This window comes from Leeuwenhoekiella sp. A2 (assembly GCF_047946655.1).
Lineage (GTDB): Bacteria > Bacteroidota > Bacteroidia > Flavobacteriales > Flavobacteriaceae > Leeuwenhoekiella.
Genome location: NZ_CP172311.1, coordinates 4,105,146 through 4,120,987, shown reverse-complemented (window position 1 = coordinate 4,120,987; position 15,842 = coordinate 4,105,146). Strand labels below are relative to the sequence as shown.

Here is a 15,842-nt window from a genome sequence, read left to right as displayed (position 1 = left end):
TTTGTTTATGGAAGAACCGCTTACGTTGCGTGACAAGCTCGCGATAGACAGAACTCGACTAGCTAATGAGCGTACGTTTCTGGCTTATTTCCGCACATTTATCGTGTTTTTAAGCTCAGGGCTTGCAATCATAAAACTGGATATGTTTCAGCAAATAAAGAGCATTGGTCTTGCACTTACAGTTATTGCGCCCATTTTATTAATTACCGGCTTTGTGCGGTTTTATTATGTGAAAAAACACATCAAAAAGCTATATCTGGATGCTGATTTAAATGCTGAAAAACCCGCTTAATTGTATTAAAAACCCGCCTAGATTGAGGTAAAATCGACTAAAACTGACAAGAAATTAGCTAGTTAAATTCACTAAAGTGTGAAATATCGATCATTTGTATTAATTTTGCGTGAAGTGAATAAGTCATTCCATAAAATAGTATCGCTTACAATGGCACTTCTGGTGTTGTTCTCTACTATGTCTTTTAGTATGAACATGCATTATTGTGGCGACAAATTGGTTGACTTTAAAATCATGAAAGAAGCCGTTTCTTGTGGGATGGATGTGCAGCAAGCCACAAACAGCTGCGAGAATACAGTAACTACAAAATCATGTTGTAGCGACAAAACGGTTGTGGTAAAAGGCCATGACGATTTAAAATCTTCTTTTGATTCACTTTCACTAGAGCATCAGACTTTTGTTGCCGCTTTAGTTTACACGTATGTAAACCTTTTTGAAAGTGTTGACGAACAAATAATTCCTTTTAAAGATTATTCGCCGCCCGTCCTCATAAAAGACATACAGCTGCTAGACCAGACTTTCCTTATTTGATTTTTTAAACATGTTTAATAGAACCCGGCATTCTTGTGCCAGGGCATTCTCGTTGTCTTTTTTGATAACTATTTCACATCGTTTAAATATTAGCTCATGCTGAATAAGAGCATCAAATTTCTTATAAATAATAAATTAGTTTCTGTACTTCTTCTGGTTCTATTCGTAGGCTGGGGAATTGTTAACGCGCCTTTTAACTGGGACACCGGCTTTTTGCCAACAGATCCTGTTGCTGTCGACGCGATTCCAGATATTGGTGAGAACCAACAGATCGTTTTCACGAAATGGGACGGTCGGTCGCCACAGGATATTGAAGACCAGATCACTTATCCGCTAACTACTTCGCTGCTGGGAATTCCCGGAGTTAAGACGATTAGAAGTTCGTCAATGTTTGGTTTTTCAAGTATCTATATCATTTTTGACGAAGATGTAGAATTCTACTGGAGCCGAAGCCGAATTCTTGAAAAGCTCAATTCCCTTCCTAACGGATTATTGCCAGACGGCGTAAATCCTTCTTTGGGTCCAGATGCGACAGGTTTAGGTCAGGTTTATTGGTACACACTTGAAGGCAGGGATGATGACGGGAATGTGACCGGCGGCTGGGATTTACAGGAACTGCGAAGTATTCAGGATTATTATGTGAAATATGCCTTGTCTTCGGCCAGCGGAGTTTCAGAAGTGGCATCTATTGGCGGTTATGTAAAAGAATATCAGATTGATGTTAATCCGGAGTTGATGCGACAATATAACATCGATTTGGGTCAGATTGTAACCGCAGTAAAAGAAAGTAATCGGGATATTGGTGCGCAAACCCTTGAAATAAATCAGGCGGAATATCTGGTGCGTGGTTTGGGTTACGTGAAGAATATTGCAGATATAGAAAATGCGGTTGTTACTTCAAAAGATTTTGCTTCAATACGTATCGCAGATATTGCAAAGGTCTCTTTAGGTCCTGCCACAAGACGCGGAATCCTGGACAAAGAAGGTGCAGAAGTTGTTGGTGGAGTTGTGGTCGCCAGATATGGCGCAAACCCGATGGAGGTTATCAATAATGTTAAGGAAAAGATCGCAAATATAAGTAGCGGTTTACCATCAAAAACTTTGAAAGATGGTCGCACGTCGCATATTACGGTAGTGCCATTTTACGACAGAAGCGAACTTATACAGGAAACTTTAGGCACACTCGACGAAGCATTAACGCTTGAAATTTTGGTTACGGTTCTCGTAATTATCATTATGGTTTTCAACCTGCGGGCATCCATTCTAATTTCCGGATTATTGCCTGTGGCGGTTCTTATGGTTTTTATTGCCATGAAATTCTTTCATGTAGATGCGAATATTGTGGCTCTTTCTGGTATTGCGATTGCGATTGGGACGATGGTCGATGTGGGCGTCATACTTTGTGAGAATATAATCAGGCATCTCGATGAAGATAATGAGGGTTTGCCCATTAATACCGTTGTTTACAATGCCACTGCCGAAGTTTCCGGCGCGATTGTAACTGCTGTTTTAACTACAATTATCAGTTTTATTCCGGTGTTTACGATGGTGGGAGCAGAGGGAAAACTTTTCCGTCCTCTGGCATTTACCAAAACCATGGCGCTAACGGCTTCAATAATAGTTGCCTTGTTTTTAATTCCGCCATTTGCAGCTTTTATTTTTAGAAAACGAAGCTTCAAGAAAAAAGCAACTTATATAATAAACGCTGTTCTGATTATTGCCGGTATTATTGCCGTTTTTTATGGCTATTGGCTAGGTTTGGTTCTTATCGCATTTGGTATTACGGCGTTGTTGGGCGTTCAGGATAAGCTTTCGCGAAAGCGTGTAAATCTTATTAATATCATTATTTCAGCTGCTGCCATTGTACTATTATTGGCGGAATACTGGCGGCCATTAGGTGTTGAAAAATCCATTTTTTGGAATGTAATTATTGTTGGCGTTATCTGTTTCGGTTTGCTGGGCGTATTCTCATTATTCAGACATTTTTATACACGCATTCTAAGATGGGCATTGCGCAATAAGATTTTGTTTCTTTCGCTGCCTACAGCAATTGTTATCTGCGGAATTCTAATCATGAACAACACCGGCAAAGAATTTATGCCTTCGCTAAATGAAGGTTCGTTTCTCTTAATGCCGACTTCACTTCCGCACGCCGGAGTGACTGAAAACAAACGTATTTTACAGCAACTTGATATGGCGGTTGCCAGCATTCCGGAAATTAAAACCGTTGTGGGAAAATCTGGCCGAACAGAGTCTGCGCTTGATCCCGCGCCACTTTCTATGTACGAGAATATTATTCAGTATAAATCGGAATATATGCTCAATAATCGGGGAAAAAGGCAAAGATTTCGGGTGAATGACGATGAATATTTTGTTACTCCAGACAGCTTAATCCTTGCAATTGACGGAAGTGAAAGGGAAATCAAATCAGTCCGGAAGGATACGAGTGTGGCATCAAAAATAAAAGTAATCTCTTCGGCAAATGCAGATCAGTTAATTCCAGATGAAGATGGCGAATTCTACCGAAACTGGCGCCACCAAATTCAGTCGCCTGATGATATCTGGAATGAGATCGTACGAGTTACAAAACTTCCGGGAATAACTTCGGCACCTAAACTACAACCTATAGAAACCCGCTTGGTCATGCTTCAAACCGGAATGCGTGCACCCATGGGAATTAAAATTCAGGGTCAAAATTTGAAGCAAATAGAGGATTTTGGTATCAAACTGGAGGATATTTTAAAGCAGTCTAAAGGCGTAAAGTCTCAAGCCGTTTTTGCCGATAGAATTGTAGGTAAACCCTATTTGCTTATTGATATTAAAAGAGAGCGACTCGCTCGATACGGAATTACTATAGAAGATGTGCAGCAGGTTCTTGAAGTTGCTGTAGGCGGTAAGATGATTACCCAAACGGTAGAAGGCCGCGAACGTTATGGCGTGCGAGTGAGATATCCACGTGAACTGCGCGAAAATCCGGCAGATATAGAAGGTATTTATGTTCCGGTTGAAAATGGTGCGCCTGTGCCATTGTCTGAGTTGGTTGATATTCGTTATGAGCAGGGACCACAGGTGATTAAAAGTGAAGATACTTTTCTTATTGAATATGTACTGTTTGACAAGCAAGACGGTTTTGCCGAAGTAAATGTGGTTGAGGATGCGCAGGCTTTGATTCAGCAAAAGATAGATGCCGGAGATCTTGTTGTCCCTAAAGGAATCACTTATCGTTTTACAGGAACTTATGAAAATCAGTTGCGGGCAGAGAAGACACTTTCTGTCGTCGTTCCGCTATCGCTCATTATCATTTTCCTGATTCTTTACTTTCAGTTTAAGTCCGTTTCCACTTCGCTTATGGTTTTTTCAGGCATTGCGGTAGCCTTTGCCGGCGGTTTTATTATGATCTGGTTATATGGCGAGAGTTGGTTTTTGAATTTTAATTTCTTTGGTGAAAACCTGCGCGATATGTTCCAGATGCATACAATTAATTTAAGTGTCGCGGTTTGGGTAGGTTTTATCGCTCTTTTTGGAATTGCCACAGATGACGGTGTGGTGATGGCGACGTATCTCACCCAGTCTTTTGATAGAAATTCACCGGAAACTTTACCCGAATTACGTGATGCGGTTGTTGAAGCCGGCGAAAAAAGAATACGTCCTTGTTTAATGACAACAGCGACCACGATTCTGGCTTTACTTCCGGTTTTAACGTCAACGGGAAGAGGTAGTGATATTATGATCCCGATGGCGATTCCCGGTTTTGGCGGAATGCTGATCGCGCTTATCACACTTTTTGTGGTTCCGGTTTTATTCAGTTGGAAGAAGGAGTTTTCGCTTAAGCGAAATAATAATCTGGCTGCTAAAAATGAAATTTTATGAAGAAAATAAGTAAATCATCGGTTTCAAGATCTGCATTAGTGTTTTGTTTTCTGCTGTCTTTTTTCGCTGCAAAAGCGCAACAATTGGATTCTTACATTCTGGAAGCGCAGCAAAATAATCCAGATATTCAGGCGAACGAGTTGCGTTATAATCTGGCTGAAGAAAGGGTCAACGAAGTCAATTCACTTCCCAATACAGAAATAAGCGCGGGCTATTTTGTAAGCGAACCAGAAACGCGTACCGGGGCGCAAAAAGCGCGTTTTTCAGTGAAACAGATGATTCCGTGGTTTGGTACGATCACCGCCAGAGAAAATTATGTCGGTGCCATGGCAGATGCCGAGTATGTTGAGATCGCTATTGCGAAAAGAAAGCTGGCGCTGAATGTTGCGCAGACCTATTACAATTTATATGCTTTACGGGAAAAACAGGAGGTTTTACAGCAGAATATAAAATTGCTTGACACCTACGAAGAACTGGCTTTGACTTCAGTTCAGGTAGATAAAGCTTCGGCGGTTGATGTATTAAAGTTGCAAATGCGGCAAAATGAATTGCAGGAACAAATTGAAGTTTTGCAGCAGGATGAAGAGTCGGCACGAGTAACTTTTAGCAATTTGCTTAATCGGGAAAATTTGGAAGCAATCCCTATTGCAGATAGTTTGCTTTTGCCGGACGAGGAAAAAATCGGTCAAAATGAGCTAAAAATCCACCCTGAACTGCTAAAATTCGACCGACTTTATGAATCAGTTACCCAGTCTGAAAAAGTAAATCTGCGTGAAGCTTCTCCACAAATAGGCGTTGGTCTTGATTATATTCCGGTAGAAGAGCGCCCTGAAATGAGTTTTAATGATAACGGAAAAGATATCATTATGCCCATGGTTTCCGTCTCTATACCAATTTTCAGTAAAAAGTATAATTCAGTTTCTGCTCAAAATGAATTGCGCTTGCAAGAAATCAATTCGCAAAAGCAGGATCGTTTTAATCTGCTTAAAACCCGCTTGCAGACTGCCATTAGTAATAGAAACTCGGCCAGAATCTCTTACAACACGCAAACAAAGAATTTAAAACAAGCAAAAGACGCAGAGGAAATTCTCCTTAAAAACTATGAAACCGGAACTATTGATTTTAACGATGTGATTGATATTCAGGAGTTACAGTTGAAATTTCAGCTTAAATTAGTAGATGCGATAACCAAATATTACCGGGAAACAGCCAATATTAATTACCTAACCAACTAACTATGACCAAAGAATTTCATATAAAAAATATGGTGTGCGACCGCTGCATCAAGATCTTAAGATTAGAATTAGAGCAGCAGGATATCGCGGTTAAACAGATAGAACTGGGCAGGGCAGAAGTTGAGCTTAATGCAGAAGAGGATACGAAAATTGTAAAGAGGATAGTTGAAAATAACGGTTTTGAATTAATAGAAGATGCAGATACAATTCTGGTGGAGGATATTAAAATAGAGCTTATTAAGTTGCTCAAAAATTTACCGCTCACCTTTTCAGGAACATTATCAGATTATCTGGCGTCACGGGTGAATCAGGATTATACAAAGCTTAGTAAGCTTTTTTCGTATAACGAGAAAATCACGATCGAGAAGTATTTCATCAAATTAAAAATAGAAAAAGTAAAGGAGCTCATCCAGACCAAAGAATACAATTTTACAGAGATAAGTCAGCTGCTGGATTACAGTAATTCAGGCCATTTGAGTAACCAGTTTAAAAGCGAGACCGGGATGAGTTTAACAAACTATAAGGCTTTAAAACAGAATTTTAGGAATTCTTTAGACCAAATTATATAAGCCTTTACCAGAATTTTAGCAGTTAAAGGATGTAAGAAATTATAAATTGTTTCTGTAAAAATGTTGAGGCGTTTGCCTTCAACTCATAAAACAATCTTTAACTAAAAACCCAAAAAATTATGGAAAATCGAACATTTATTGACGCTTTAACAGCTTGTGTAGTTGCATGTAATCATTGTGCAGATGCCTGCCTTGATGAAGACAATCTGGATATGATGGTAGATTGTATACGTACAGACCGTGTGTGCGCAGAAGTATGCGATACCACGGCAAAAGTATTGTTGACATCTTATGAAGACGTTGATGCACTCGTAAAATATTGCCAGCAAATTTGTACTGCCTGTGCAGACGAGTGTGAGAAGCACGAGCACCAGCATTGTCAGGACTGTGCAAAAGCATGCAGAGCATGTGAAAAAGAATGTGAGGCATTTTTAGCCTAAAACCTATCGATCCCTTTCTGCTATTAAGGAAGGGGTCGTTTTAATATTTCACTTATGAAACATAGATTTTTGAGTTTGACTTTTGCGTTATTTTTTACTGCATTGATTATTTCATGTAATTCTAATAACTCTAAAGAGAAAAAATCAATCCCCATGCAGCACGAGATGCATGCTGAGGATACATCAATAGATGATAAAGTACAGAATTCTGAAGAACTCGCTTTTAATGACCAGAAAATTGAGGCCATTTTTCAAAACTACATAGACGTAAAAGACGCTTTGGTCAAGAGTGATACAGACGCAGCGCAAGAAGCTGCTAATAAACTTTCTGAATCTTTAAACGAAAATAGAGAGGCAGTTGAATATGCCGATAAAATAGCCGGTTCAAGTGATATTGAGGCGCAAAGAAGGGCATTTTCAAAACTTACAGAACCTTTGGAAAGTCTATTAAATGGAACAATTTCTACAGGAGTAGTTTATAAAGATTATTGTCCTATGGCCTTTAATGAAGGCGCTTATTGGTTATCAACAGATCAAGAAATTAAAAATCCCTTTTACGGTGATAAAATGCTCACCTGTGGATCTGTGAAAAGTGAGATCAAGTAAACCGCGAATTGAAGGATTAAATTACAATATGACCGACTTTTTACAACGATGGGGTGAAGCTGCTTATACGACAGTAGGTTTTTTCTGGATGGCGCTATGGGCTTTTATTCTAGGTTATGTGATCAGTAGTATGATACAGATTTTTGTGACTGAAAAGCGTATGCAAAGAACCATGGGTCAGGGAGAGTCAAAAGGCGTACTGCTGGGAACTTTCTTTGGTTTTATAAGCAGTTCTTGCAGTTTTGTAGCCTTGGCTTCAACTAAATCCTTATTTAAAAAAGGAGCGAGTTTTGTTTCTTCAATTGCATTTCTGTTAGCTTCTACTAATCTGGTAATTGAGTTGGGAATTATTATCGCTATATTCTTGGGATGGCAATTTGTAGTAGGGGAATATGTTGGTGGAATACTACTAATCCTTATTTGCTGGTTGTTAATAAGACTTATAAATCCGAAAAAATTAATAGAAAACGCCCGCAAGAATCTCGAAGATAAAGATGAAGATTCTGATGATGATGAAACCAAATCCTGGAAAAAGAAAATTAAGACCGAAGAAAGCTGGGCTAAAGTTTCTAAACAATACGGGATGGAATGGAAGATGGTCTGGAAAGATGTTACCGTAGGTTTTACGATCGCCGGGATCGTAGCCGCTTTTGTACCTGATTCCTTTTTTCAGACCTTATTTATTAATAGCGGACAAGGAAATACAGATTTCACTTTCTTTGAAATTCTTGAACATATAATCGTTGGTCCCATTGCGGCTTTTATCACTTTTATAGGCTCTATGGGTAATATTCCGCTGGCTGCGCTACTTTTTGGTAAAGGTGTGAGTTTTGCAGGGGTTATGGCATTTATTTTTAGTGATCTGGTTGTTTTTCCAATTCTTAGAATTAATGCCAAATATTACGGCTGGAAAATGTCACTTTTTATTCTCTTCCTTCTTTTTACTGCATTAGTGGGTGCGTCATTAATTCTGCATTATTCCTTTGATTTACTGAGTATTTTACCAGATTCCAGTCAGGTAAACATGACAGATACGACTTATTTTAAGTTCAATTACACGTTCTTTTTAAACATCGCATTTCTACTTATTTCGGGTTATTTGATCTATTTGGGCTTTTTTAAACGAAAAGATATTATGCATATGAAAGAGATGGCACCTAAAAGTATGTTGCTTGAAAATATTTTAAAATATGCAGCTTTTATTTGCTACATCTGGTTAGCTGGTGGTTTGATAACCAAATTTTTTATCGCTTAAAGCGAAATGTTCAATCTTTAAAAACTATTCACAATGGACTACTATTTTAATACAACCATAAACAGCAGTTTTGAGGCTGCTATAGATAAAGTTACAGAAGAGCTGAAGAAAGAAGATTTTGGAGTGCTAACAGAGATCAATGTTAATGAGACGTTGAAGAAAAAGTTAGACGTTGATTTTAAGAAGTACCGCATTCTGGGAGCATGTAATCCGCCTTATGCGTATAAAGCGTTACAGGCAGAAGATAAGGTAGGCACCATGTTGCCGTGTAATGTCATCGTTCAGGAAATTGAAGATAATAAAATAGAAGTCGCAGCTGTAAACCCCATGGCATCAATGCAGGCAATCGCTAATCCTGAACTAGAAAAGATAGCAAAAGAGATCACTGAAAAACTAAAAAAAGTGATCGACAGTCTATAGAAAGTATAATATAATCGAGGCATGCCTCAGAGAATTAAACCCACTGGTGGGAAAATGAAACACACATATAAAATATCCGGAATGACCTGCAACGGCTGTCGTAGCCATGTAGAAAATACGCTTGCTCATGTTGAAGGAGTTTCTAAAGCGCAGGTTGATCTGGAAAAGGAAGAAGCGGTCATTGAAATGGAATCTCATATTCCTATAGAAACCTTCAAAAAGGCGTTACAGGATGATGGCGGGCGATATAGTATTTCGTTACCAGAAGAAGATCATAAAATGAAACATACGTACGCCGTTGCCGGAATGACCTGCAATGGTTGTAAAAGTCATGTGGAACACATGTTGAAGGAAACTCCCGGAGTGACAAACGCAGTTGTTGATCTGGAAAAAGGAGAAGCAGAAGTTGAAATGAGCTCTCATATTAAGCTGGAAACTTTTCAGCAAAAATTTGAAGCAGATGGCGGGCATTATAAAATATCTGCTCCAGGAGAAAATCCCCACCCAAAGGGGAGGAGTGAGAGTGGTAATTCAGATAAAGAAAGAGCCCACGTTGGGGGGACGGGAAAATTTTACTGCCCCATGCACTGTGAGGGAGATAAAACTTATGATAAAGCGGGAGATTGCCCAGTCTGCGGGATGGATCTGGTAGAAGAAGTGAGTGCTGCTTCTTACTCTGCTACGCAATACACCTGCCCCATGCATCCGGAGATTGTAGAAGATGAGCCTGGTTCTTGCCCCATCTGTGGGATGGATCTCGTCCCTATGGAACCCGATATTTCGGCTGAAGAAAAAGGCTATAAAAAATTACTTAGAAAGTTCTGGATAGCGGTAGCTTTTACTGTTCCGGTGTTTTTGATCGCCATGTCAGATATGCTGGCTAATAATCCTATTTATAATATACTGGATTTACAATACTGGAACTGGGTACAATTTGCTCTTTCACTACCCGTAGTTTTTTACGCTGCCTGGATGTTCTTTGAGAGAGCATATCGTTCAGTCAAAACATGGAATCTAAACATGTTTACCTTAATAGGAATAGGTTCTGGTATTGCATGGCTTTTCAGCGTTTTTGGCCTACTTATGCCCGATTTTTTTCCGCCTCAATTTAAAACCGAAGCAGGAACGGTGCACGTCTATTTTGAAGCTGCGACCGTAATTCTCACTTTGGTTCTATTAGGTCAGGTTCTTGAAGCACGAGCGCATACAAAAACAAATTCCGCGGTAAAAGAATTGCTCAAACTTGCACCGTCAAAAGCAGTTCGAATTGTAGATGGTAAAGAAGAAGAAATAGCTATCGATAAGATCGTAAAAGGAGATCTTTTGCGCGTAAAACCGGGTGAAAAAATTCCGGTAGATGGTGTAATTACAGAAGGTGAAACCTCTGTTGATGAGGCAATGATAACGGGCGAACCTATTCCTGTTGACAAAGCAGAAGGTGATGAAGTCCGTTCCGGAACCATTAACGGTAATCAGTCTTTTGTTATGAAAGCTGAAAAAGTAGGTTCAGAAACTTTGCTTTCGCAGATTGTGGAAATGGTAAATAAAGCCAGCCGCAGTCAGGCTCCTATTCAAAAATTAGCTGATCGTATTTCAGGTTATTTTGTTCCTGTTGTCGTCTTGATTTCGTTATTAACCTTTATCGCTTGGGTGGTTTTTGGCCCCGATCCTAAATATGTTTTTGCCCTTGTAAACGCGATTGCGGTGTTGATCATCGCTTGCCCGTGTGCGCTGGGATTAGCCACACCTATGTCTGTAATGGTTGGTGTGGGTAAAGGTGCTCAAAACGGAGTTTTGATCAAAAATGCCGAAGCTTTAGAGAAAATGAATAAGATTGACACCCTTATTATTGATAAAACCGGTACGATCACAGAAGGAAAACCTTCGGTAGAACGAGTAGGCTCTTCAGCTGATTTTAATGAAGATGAGGTTTTAAAATATATTTTTTCGCTGAATAGCAAAAGTGAACATTCGCTGGCTGCGGCTACCGTTAATTATGCCAAAGAAAAAGGAATTACATTACTGGAAGCAGCTGATTTTAAAGCTGTTTCCGGAAAAGGTGGGACGGGAATAATAGAAGGTAAAAAAGTCGCTTTAGGAAATCATAAAATGATGACCGAAGCAAATGCCAAAATCCCGGAAGAACTTCAAAAAGCGGTTGCAGAAGCTCAAAAATCGGGCAAAACCGTACCGATTTTAGCAGTAGAAAATAAAGCGGTGGGTTATGTTGTAATAGGCGATAAGATCAAAGAAAGCAGCAAAAAGGCTATTTACGAATTAAAAGAAAAAGGCATTGCAGTTATTATGCTAACCGGTGACAATAACGACACCGCAAAAGCGGTGGCTACAGAACTGGAGTTGGCAGACTATAAAGCAGAGATGCTGCCACAAGACAAACTTGCTGAAGTTGAGCGCCTGCAAAATAAAGGTAAAAAAGTGGCAATGGCGGGCGATGGTATTAATGACGCACCTGCTTTGGCAAAAAGTGATGTGGGGATTGCAATGGGAACCGGCACAGATGTAGCGATAGAAAGTGCTGCGATCACCTTGGTAAAAGGAGATTTGCATGGCATCGTAAAAGCAAAGAATTTGAGTGATAAAGTGATGAAAAATATCAAACAGAATTTATTTTTCGCTTTGATCTATAATTCCGTTGGGATTCCTATTGCGGCAGGCGTTTTATATCCAGTTTTTGGTATTTTGCTTTCGCCCATGATCGCAGCGGTTGCGATGAGCTTTAGCTCGGTTTCTGTGATTGCAAATGCGCTGCGGTTACGCGCTACAGATTTAAATTGATATAAGAAGACAATGAATAAAAGTACATTTTACGTAGTTCTGGCCGTGGTTGTGGGCCTTATCGGTGGTTATTTCCTTTTTGGTGGTTCCGATTCCGCTCAAGGCGAAAGCACAGAAAGTCACGATCACATTGAAGAAGCTACTGCCCAAATGTGGACCTGCTCTATGCACCCGCAGATTATGCTTCCCGAACCTGGAGATTGCCCCATTTGCGGGATGGAACTTATTCCTGCCGGTTCTGCTGCAGATGGTCTGGCTCTAAACGAGTTTAAAATGTCTAAGAATGCGCTGGCACTTGCAAATATTCAGACAACGGTTGTGGGCAGCGGAAGCAGTAATAACAGTCTTACACTTTCTGGTAAAATTCAGCAGAATGAAGAAGAGAATGCCGTACAATCCAGTTATTTCGCCGGAAGGATAGAAAATCTCAATGTAAATTTCACCGGTGAAGAAGTACGTCAGGGACAAAGACTTGCAACCATCTATTCGCCGCAATTGGTAGCGGCGCAGCAGGAATTAATAACCACAGCTTCATTAAAAGAATCACAACCCGAATTGTACAAAGCGGTACGCAACAAATTAAAACTCTGGAAACTTTCTGAAAATCAGATAAATCAGATTGAAAACTCGGGTAAAGTGACCGAAAACTTCCCGGTTTACGCCACAGTTTCCGGAACAGTTTCAGAGAAATTAGTGAATGAAGGCGATTATGTAGAGCAGGGGCAGCCACTTTTCAGAATAGCCAATTTAAGCTCGGTTTGGGCGGTTTTTGATGCTTATGAAAATCAGCTTTCTCAGCTAAAAAACGGCCAGGAGATCAAAATATCGGCAAATGCTTATCCCGCAAAAACTTTTGATGCTAAGGTTTCATTTATAGATCCGTCACTCAATACCGGCAAACGAACTGTACAAGTGCGAGCTGAATTGAACAATAAAGAGAACATTCTAAAACCGGGAATGTTTGTACAAGGAAAGATAAGCGGAGTTGCATCTGCAGAAGAAGCGATTACAGTTCCCGCAAGCGCTGTGATGTGGACAGGAAAAAGATCTTTGGTTTATATAAAAACTGATGATACAGAACCGGTTTTTGAAATGCGTGAAGTACAATTAGGAAACACTTCAGGTGATAATTATACTATTTTAAGTGGTTTAAGTAGCGGTGATGAAATTGTTACAAATGGAACTTTTACAGTTGATGCAGCCGCACAATTGCAGGGCAAAAAATCTATGATGAACGCGGGAGAAGAGGCTATGCCCGGGATGAAAATGAATTTACCGGCAGACTTTCAGCAGAAATTAGGCGGTGCACTTGATTCTTATTTACAACTTAAGGATGCTTTAGTTGCTTCAAAAGCTGATCTCGCTTCCGCGAAAGCAAAAACATTGCAAAATTCGTTAGAAGAAATCGATACTGCTTCGGCATCAAAAATGTTGCAATCACATATTAATGCAAGCACAAAAGCACTTTCATTGATAGATAAAAGTACAGATCTTAAAATCCAGCGAGATAACTTCTACAAGCTTTCAGAAAATATGATAGCCCTTGCAGAAAATCTAAATTCATATAACGACACTTTATTTGTACAAAAATGCCCTATGGCAAATAATAGTGAGGGAGCGAGCTGGCTGAGTAAAGAGCGAGAGGTACGCAATCCTTACTTTGGTGAAGCTATGCTTAATTGTGGTAGTGTGATAAAAACTATAGCTAAGTAATATAGAAATTAATTACTTTGTTATAGCGATTTTTTATAGTAATAAATAGTTTTCAATACCAATAGTAGGAATAATCTTCAATTCCTATAATTTCTCTTAATGCCGCTGTTAATTAAATTCTAAAATAGAAAATTACATTCAGGATAAAGGTTTTAATGGGTAATTTAAAGCTCAAAGCAATAGATCCCAACTATAATTAAAACCAATAGTCAACATGAATGATTTTGACAATAATAAAAAAACGGCTTCAGAGAGAATGAGCGAAGACGAAGAGCGTCTTCTTGATGAGCTGGGCATTTTTGGTAATTCCAGGCGTAACTTTCTGGGGCAAATGTCAGCCGCTAGCTTAAGTCTTGCTGCGATGCCATATTTCACTTCAGATGTTTTTGAAAATGCTCCCAAAGGTATTCCGGATATTGATCCGGATTTTTTACTAAATGCTGTTAAGGTAAATCTTCAGGTAAATAATACTTCAAAACCCCTTACAATAGATTCCAGAATGTCGCTTCTTGATGCTTTGCGCGAAAGACTAGAACTTATGGGTACTAAAAAAGGTTGCGATCATGGTCAGTGCGGTGCGTGCACGGTAATAATTGATGGTAAACGCAAACTTTCCTGTCTTACTCTTGCTGCCACTTGCAAAGACAAAGAAATCAAAACCGTAGAAGGGCTTGCAGAAGGGAATAAACTGCACCCCATGCAGGAAGCTTTCTTAAAACATGATGGTTTTCAATGCGGTTATTGTACACCCGGTCAAATTTGCTCAGCAGTCGCTTTACTTGATGAAGCAGAACGTGGCGAAGTAAGTTATGTGACCGAAGACGTTAGGCAAACCAAAGAAAACCTCAAACTTTCTGAAGAAGAAATAAGAGAACGCATGTCTGGTAACATTTGCCGCTGCGGTGCTTATAATAATATAGTTCAGGCTGTGCGGGAAGTAAACGGCGGTAGCGATGAATGGCCTAAGTGGACGTTTGCATCTAACGAAGAACTGGAAAGAAGCAGAACTTCAGAATCGTAAGATTCTTCACAAATTTCGCATTTCTGCGAAAAACTAAAAAATCCGCCTAAATAGATCAAAAATCGATCTAAAAGCGGCAAAAAACTAACTTCATGAGACCATTTAAATATACAAACGCGGCAAGTGAGACTGAAGCACTTAAGTCTTACAGCGGCACTCCCAATACAAAATATCTGGGCGGCGGTACTAATCTTATCGACTTGATGAAAGAAGATGTAGAAAGACCGGACGCCTTGGTTTATGTGGCAGATCTACCCAATAACAAAATTGAACCCACAGCTTCCGGTGGATTGTCCCTTGGCGCTGCGGTTAGCAATACAGATACAGCAAATCACGCTACAGTGCGAAAGAATTATCCGCTGCTATCTATGGCGATGCTTTCTGCTGCAACAGAGCAGATAAGAAACATGGCCACAAATGGCGGGAATTTATTACAACGCACCCGCTGCTCTTATTTCTATGACACCGCAATGCCTTGTAATAAACGTGATCCCGGTTCTGGTTGCGGCGCTTTAAAAGGTGTGAACAGATTGCATGCTATTTTTGGGTGGAGTGAAAGCTGCGTAGCTACACATCCTTCAGATATGTGTGTGGCATTAACTGCACTTGAAGCTACCGTAAATGTTCAAAAACCTGATGGCTCAAGCCGAAAAATTCCTTTTGTAGATTTTCACCGTTTACCCGGAGACCACCCGGAAAAAGACACAAATCTGGAACCTGGCGAACTTATAACTTCTATAGATCTGCCGGAACCTTATTTTTCAGATAAGTATTACTATTTAAAGATCAGGGAGCGATCAAGCTATGCTTTTGCTATAGTGTCTGTCGCTGCAGGATTGCAGGTAGAAGGAAATACAATTTCGCGTGCAGCGCTTGCAATGGGTCGCGTAGCACATAAACCGTGGAAGTTGGCCAATGTGGAAAAATTTCTTCAGGGAAAAGCCGCCACAACCGAAACCTTTGAACAGGCAGCAGAATTAGCCTTTGAAGATGCAAAACCGCTTGATCAGAATGAATATAAGATTCCGCTGGGCAAACGCGCGATAATAAGAGCTTTAGAACAGGCAAATGCCAGAGCATAATTCCACTAAAAA

General features: G+C 39.9%; 13 protein-coding genes. All 13 read left to right on the top strand.

What is annotated here, in order from left to right; translation table 11 throughout:
• The first annotated feature begins 7 nt into the window (after window positions 1–7).
• The 13 genes from ACH3PA_RS18050 (at window position 8) to ACH3PA_RS17990 (ending at window position 15,830) form a co-directional block, all read left to right on the top strand.
• Window positions 8–292, top strand: coding sequence for a DUF202 domain-containing protein (locus ACH3PA_RS18050; protein ID WP_416448302.1), 285 nt, complete (start codon window positions 8–10; stop codon window positions 290–292).
• A gap of 114 nt (window positions 293–406) precedes the next feature.
• Complete coding sequence (locus tag ACH3PA_RS18045) at window positions 407–823, top strand: HYC_CC_PP family protein (protein WP_416448555.1); 417 nt, start codon at window positions 407–409, stop codon at window positions 821–823.
• Between the two features lie 96 nt (window positions 824–919).
• The gene (locus tag ACH3PA_RS18040; protein ID WP_416448301.1) at window positions 920–4,693 is read left to right on the top strand and encodes an efflux RND transporter permease subunit; all 3,774 of its coding nucleotides are present in this window, start codon (window positions 920–922) and stop codon (window positions 4,691–4,693) included.
• Window positions 4,690–5,928, top strand: coding sequence for a TolC family protein (locus ACH3PA_RS18035; protein WP_416442627.1), 1,239 nt, complete (start codon window positions 4,690–4,692; stop codon window positions 5,926–5,928). The genes ACH3PA_RS18040 and ACH3PA_RS18035 overlap by 4 nt, the downstream gene beginning before the upstream one ends.
• Before the next feature lie 2 nt (window positions 5,929–5,930).
• Complete coding sequence (locus tag ACH3PA_RS18030) at window positions 5,931–6,497, top strand: helix-turn-helix domain-containing protein (RefSeq protein ID WP_416442625.1); 567 nt, start codon at window positions 5,931–5,933, stop codon at window positions 6,495–6,497.
• 119 nt (window positions 6,498–6,616) lie between these two features.
• The gene (locus ACH3PA_RS18025; protein WP_416442623.1) at window positions 6,617–6,937 is read left to right on the top strand and encodes a four-helix bundle copper-binding protein; all 321 of its coding nucleotides are present in this window, start codon (window positions 6,617–6,619) and stop codon (window positions 6,935–6,937) included.
• A 54-nt stretch (window positions 6,938–6,991) separates the two neighbouring features.
• Window positions 6,992–7,543: a DUF3347 domain-containing protein gene (locus ACH3PA_RS18020; protein WP_416442621.1), complete on the top strand. Its 552-nt coding sequence runs from the start codon at window positions 6,992–6,994 to the stop codon at window positions 7,541–7,543.
• A 28-nt stretch (window positions 7,544–7,571) separates the two neighbouring features.
• Window positions 7,572–8,798, top strand: coding sequence for a permease (locus ACH3PA_RS18015; RefSeq protein ID WP_416442619.1), 1,227 nt, complete (start codon window positions 7,572–7,574; stop codon window positions 8,796–8,798).
• A gap of 33 nt (window positions 8,799–8,831) precedes the next feature.
• Window positions 8,832–9,218 carry a DUF302 domain-containing protein gene (locus ACH3PA_RS18010; RefSeq protein ID WP_416442617.1) on the top strand — a complete coding sequence of 129 codons (387 nt, stop codon included), beginning with the start codon at window positions 8,832–8,834 and terminating at the stop codon, window positions 9,216–9,218.
• Between the two features lie 54 nt (window positions 9,219–9,272).
• Window positions 9,273–12,014 (top strand): heavy metal translocating P-type ATPase, encoded by a 2,742-nt coding sequence (locus tag ACH3PA_RS18005; RefSeq protein WP_416442615.1) that lies wholly within the window; start codon window positions 9,273–9,275, stop codon window positions 12,012–12,014.
• Between the two features lie 12 nt (window positions 12,015–12,026).
• On the top strand, window positions 12,027–13,727 hold the full coding sequence (locus ACH3PA_RS18000; RefSeq protein WP_416442613.1) for an efflux RND transporter periplasmic adaptor subunit: 1,701 nt from the start codon (window positions 12,027–12,029) through the stop codon (window positions 13,725–13,727).
• Between the two features lie 214 nt (window positions 13,728–13,941).
• Window positions 13,942–14,748, top strand: coding sequence for a 2Fe-2S iron-sulfur cluster-binding protein (locus ACH3PA_RS17995; RefSeq protein WP_416442611.1), 807 nt, complete (start codon window positions 13,942–13,944; stop codon window positions 14,746–14,748).
• Window positions 14,749–14,840: 92 nt separating this feature from the next.
• Window positions 14,841–15,830, top strand: coding sequence for an FAD binding domain-containing protein (locus ACH3PA_RS17990; protein WP_416442609.1), 990 nt, complete (start codon window positions 14,841–14,843; stop codon window positions 15,828–15,830).
• The last annotated feature ends 12 nt before the right edge of the window (window positions 15,831–15,842 follow it).

Coding starts and splice junctions, on each gene's coding strand:
- ACH3PA_RS18005 (WP_416442615.1), top strand. CDS start 9,273: ATGAAACACACATATAAAATATCCGGAATGACCTGCAACGGCTGTCGT.
- ACH3PA_RS17995 (WP_416442611.1), top strand. CDS start 13,942: ATGAATGATTTTGACAATAATAAAAAAACGGCTTCAGAGAGAATGAGC.
- ACH3PA_RS18025 (WP_416442623.1), top strand. CDS start 6,617: ATGGAAAATCGAACATTTATTGACGCTTTAACAGCTTGTGTAGTTGCA.
- ACH3PA_RS18015 (WP_416442619.1), top strand. CDS start 7,572: ATGACCGACTTTTTACAACGATGGGGTGAAGCTGCTTATACGACAGTA.
- ACH3PA_RS18030 (WP_416442625.1), top strand. CDS start 5,931: ATGACCAAAGAATTTCATATAAAAAATATGGTGTGCGACCGCTGCATC.
- ACH3PA_RS18000 (WP_416442613.1), top strand. CDS start 12,027: ATGAATAAAAGTACATTTTACGTAGTTCTGGCCGTGGTTGTGGGCCTT.
- ACH3PA_RS18050 (WP_416448302.1), top strand. CDS start 8: ATGGAAGAACCGCTTACGTTGCGTGACAAGCTCGCGATAGACAGAACT.
- ACH3PA_RS17990 (WP_416442609.1), top strand. CDS start 14,841: ATGAGACCATTTAAATATACAAACGCGGCAAGTGAGACTGAAGCACTT.
- ACH3PA_RS18020 (WP_416442621.1), top strand. CDS start 6,992: ATGAAACATAGATTTTTGAGTTTGACTTTTGCGTTATTTTTTACTGCA.
- ACH3PA_RS18040 (WP_416448301.1), top strand. CDS start 920: ATGCTGAATAAGAGCATCAAATTTCTTATAAATAATAAATTAGTTTCT.
- ACH3PA_RS18035 (WP_416442627.1), top strand. CDS start 4,690: ATGAAGAAAATAAGTAAATCATCGGTTTCAAGATCTGCATTAGTGTTT.
- ACH3PA_RS18010 (WP_416442617.1), top strand. CDS start 8,832: ATGGACTACTATTTTAATACAACCATAAACAGCAGTTTTGAGGCTGCT.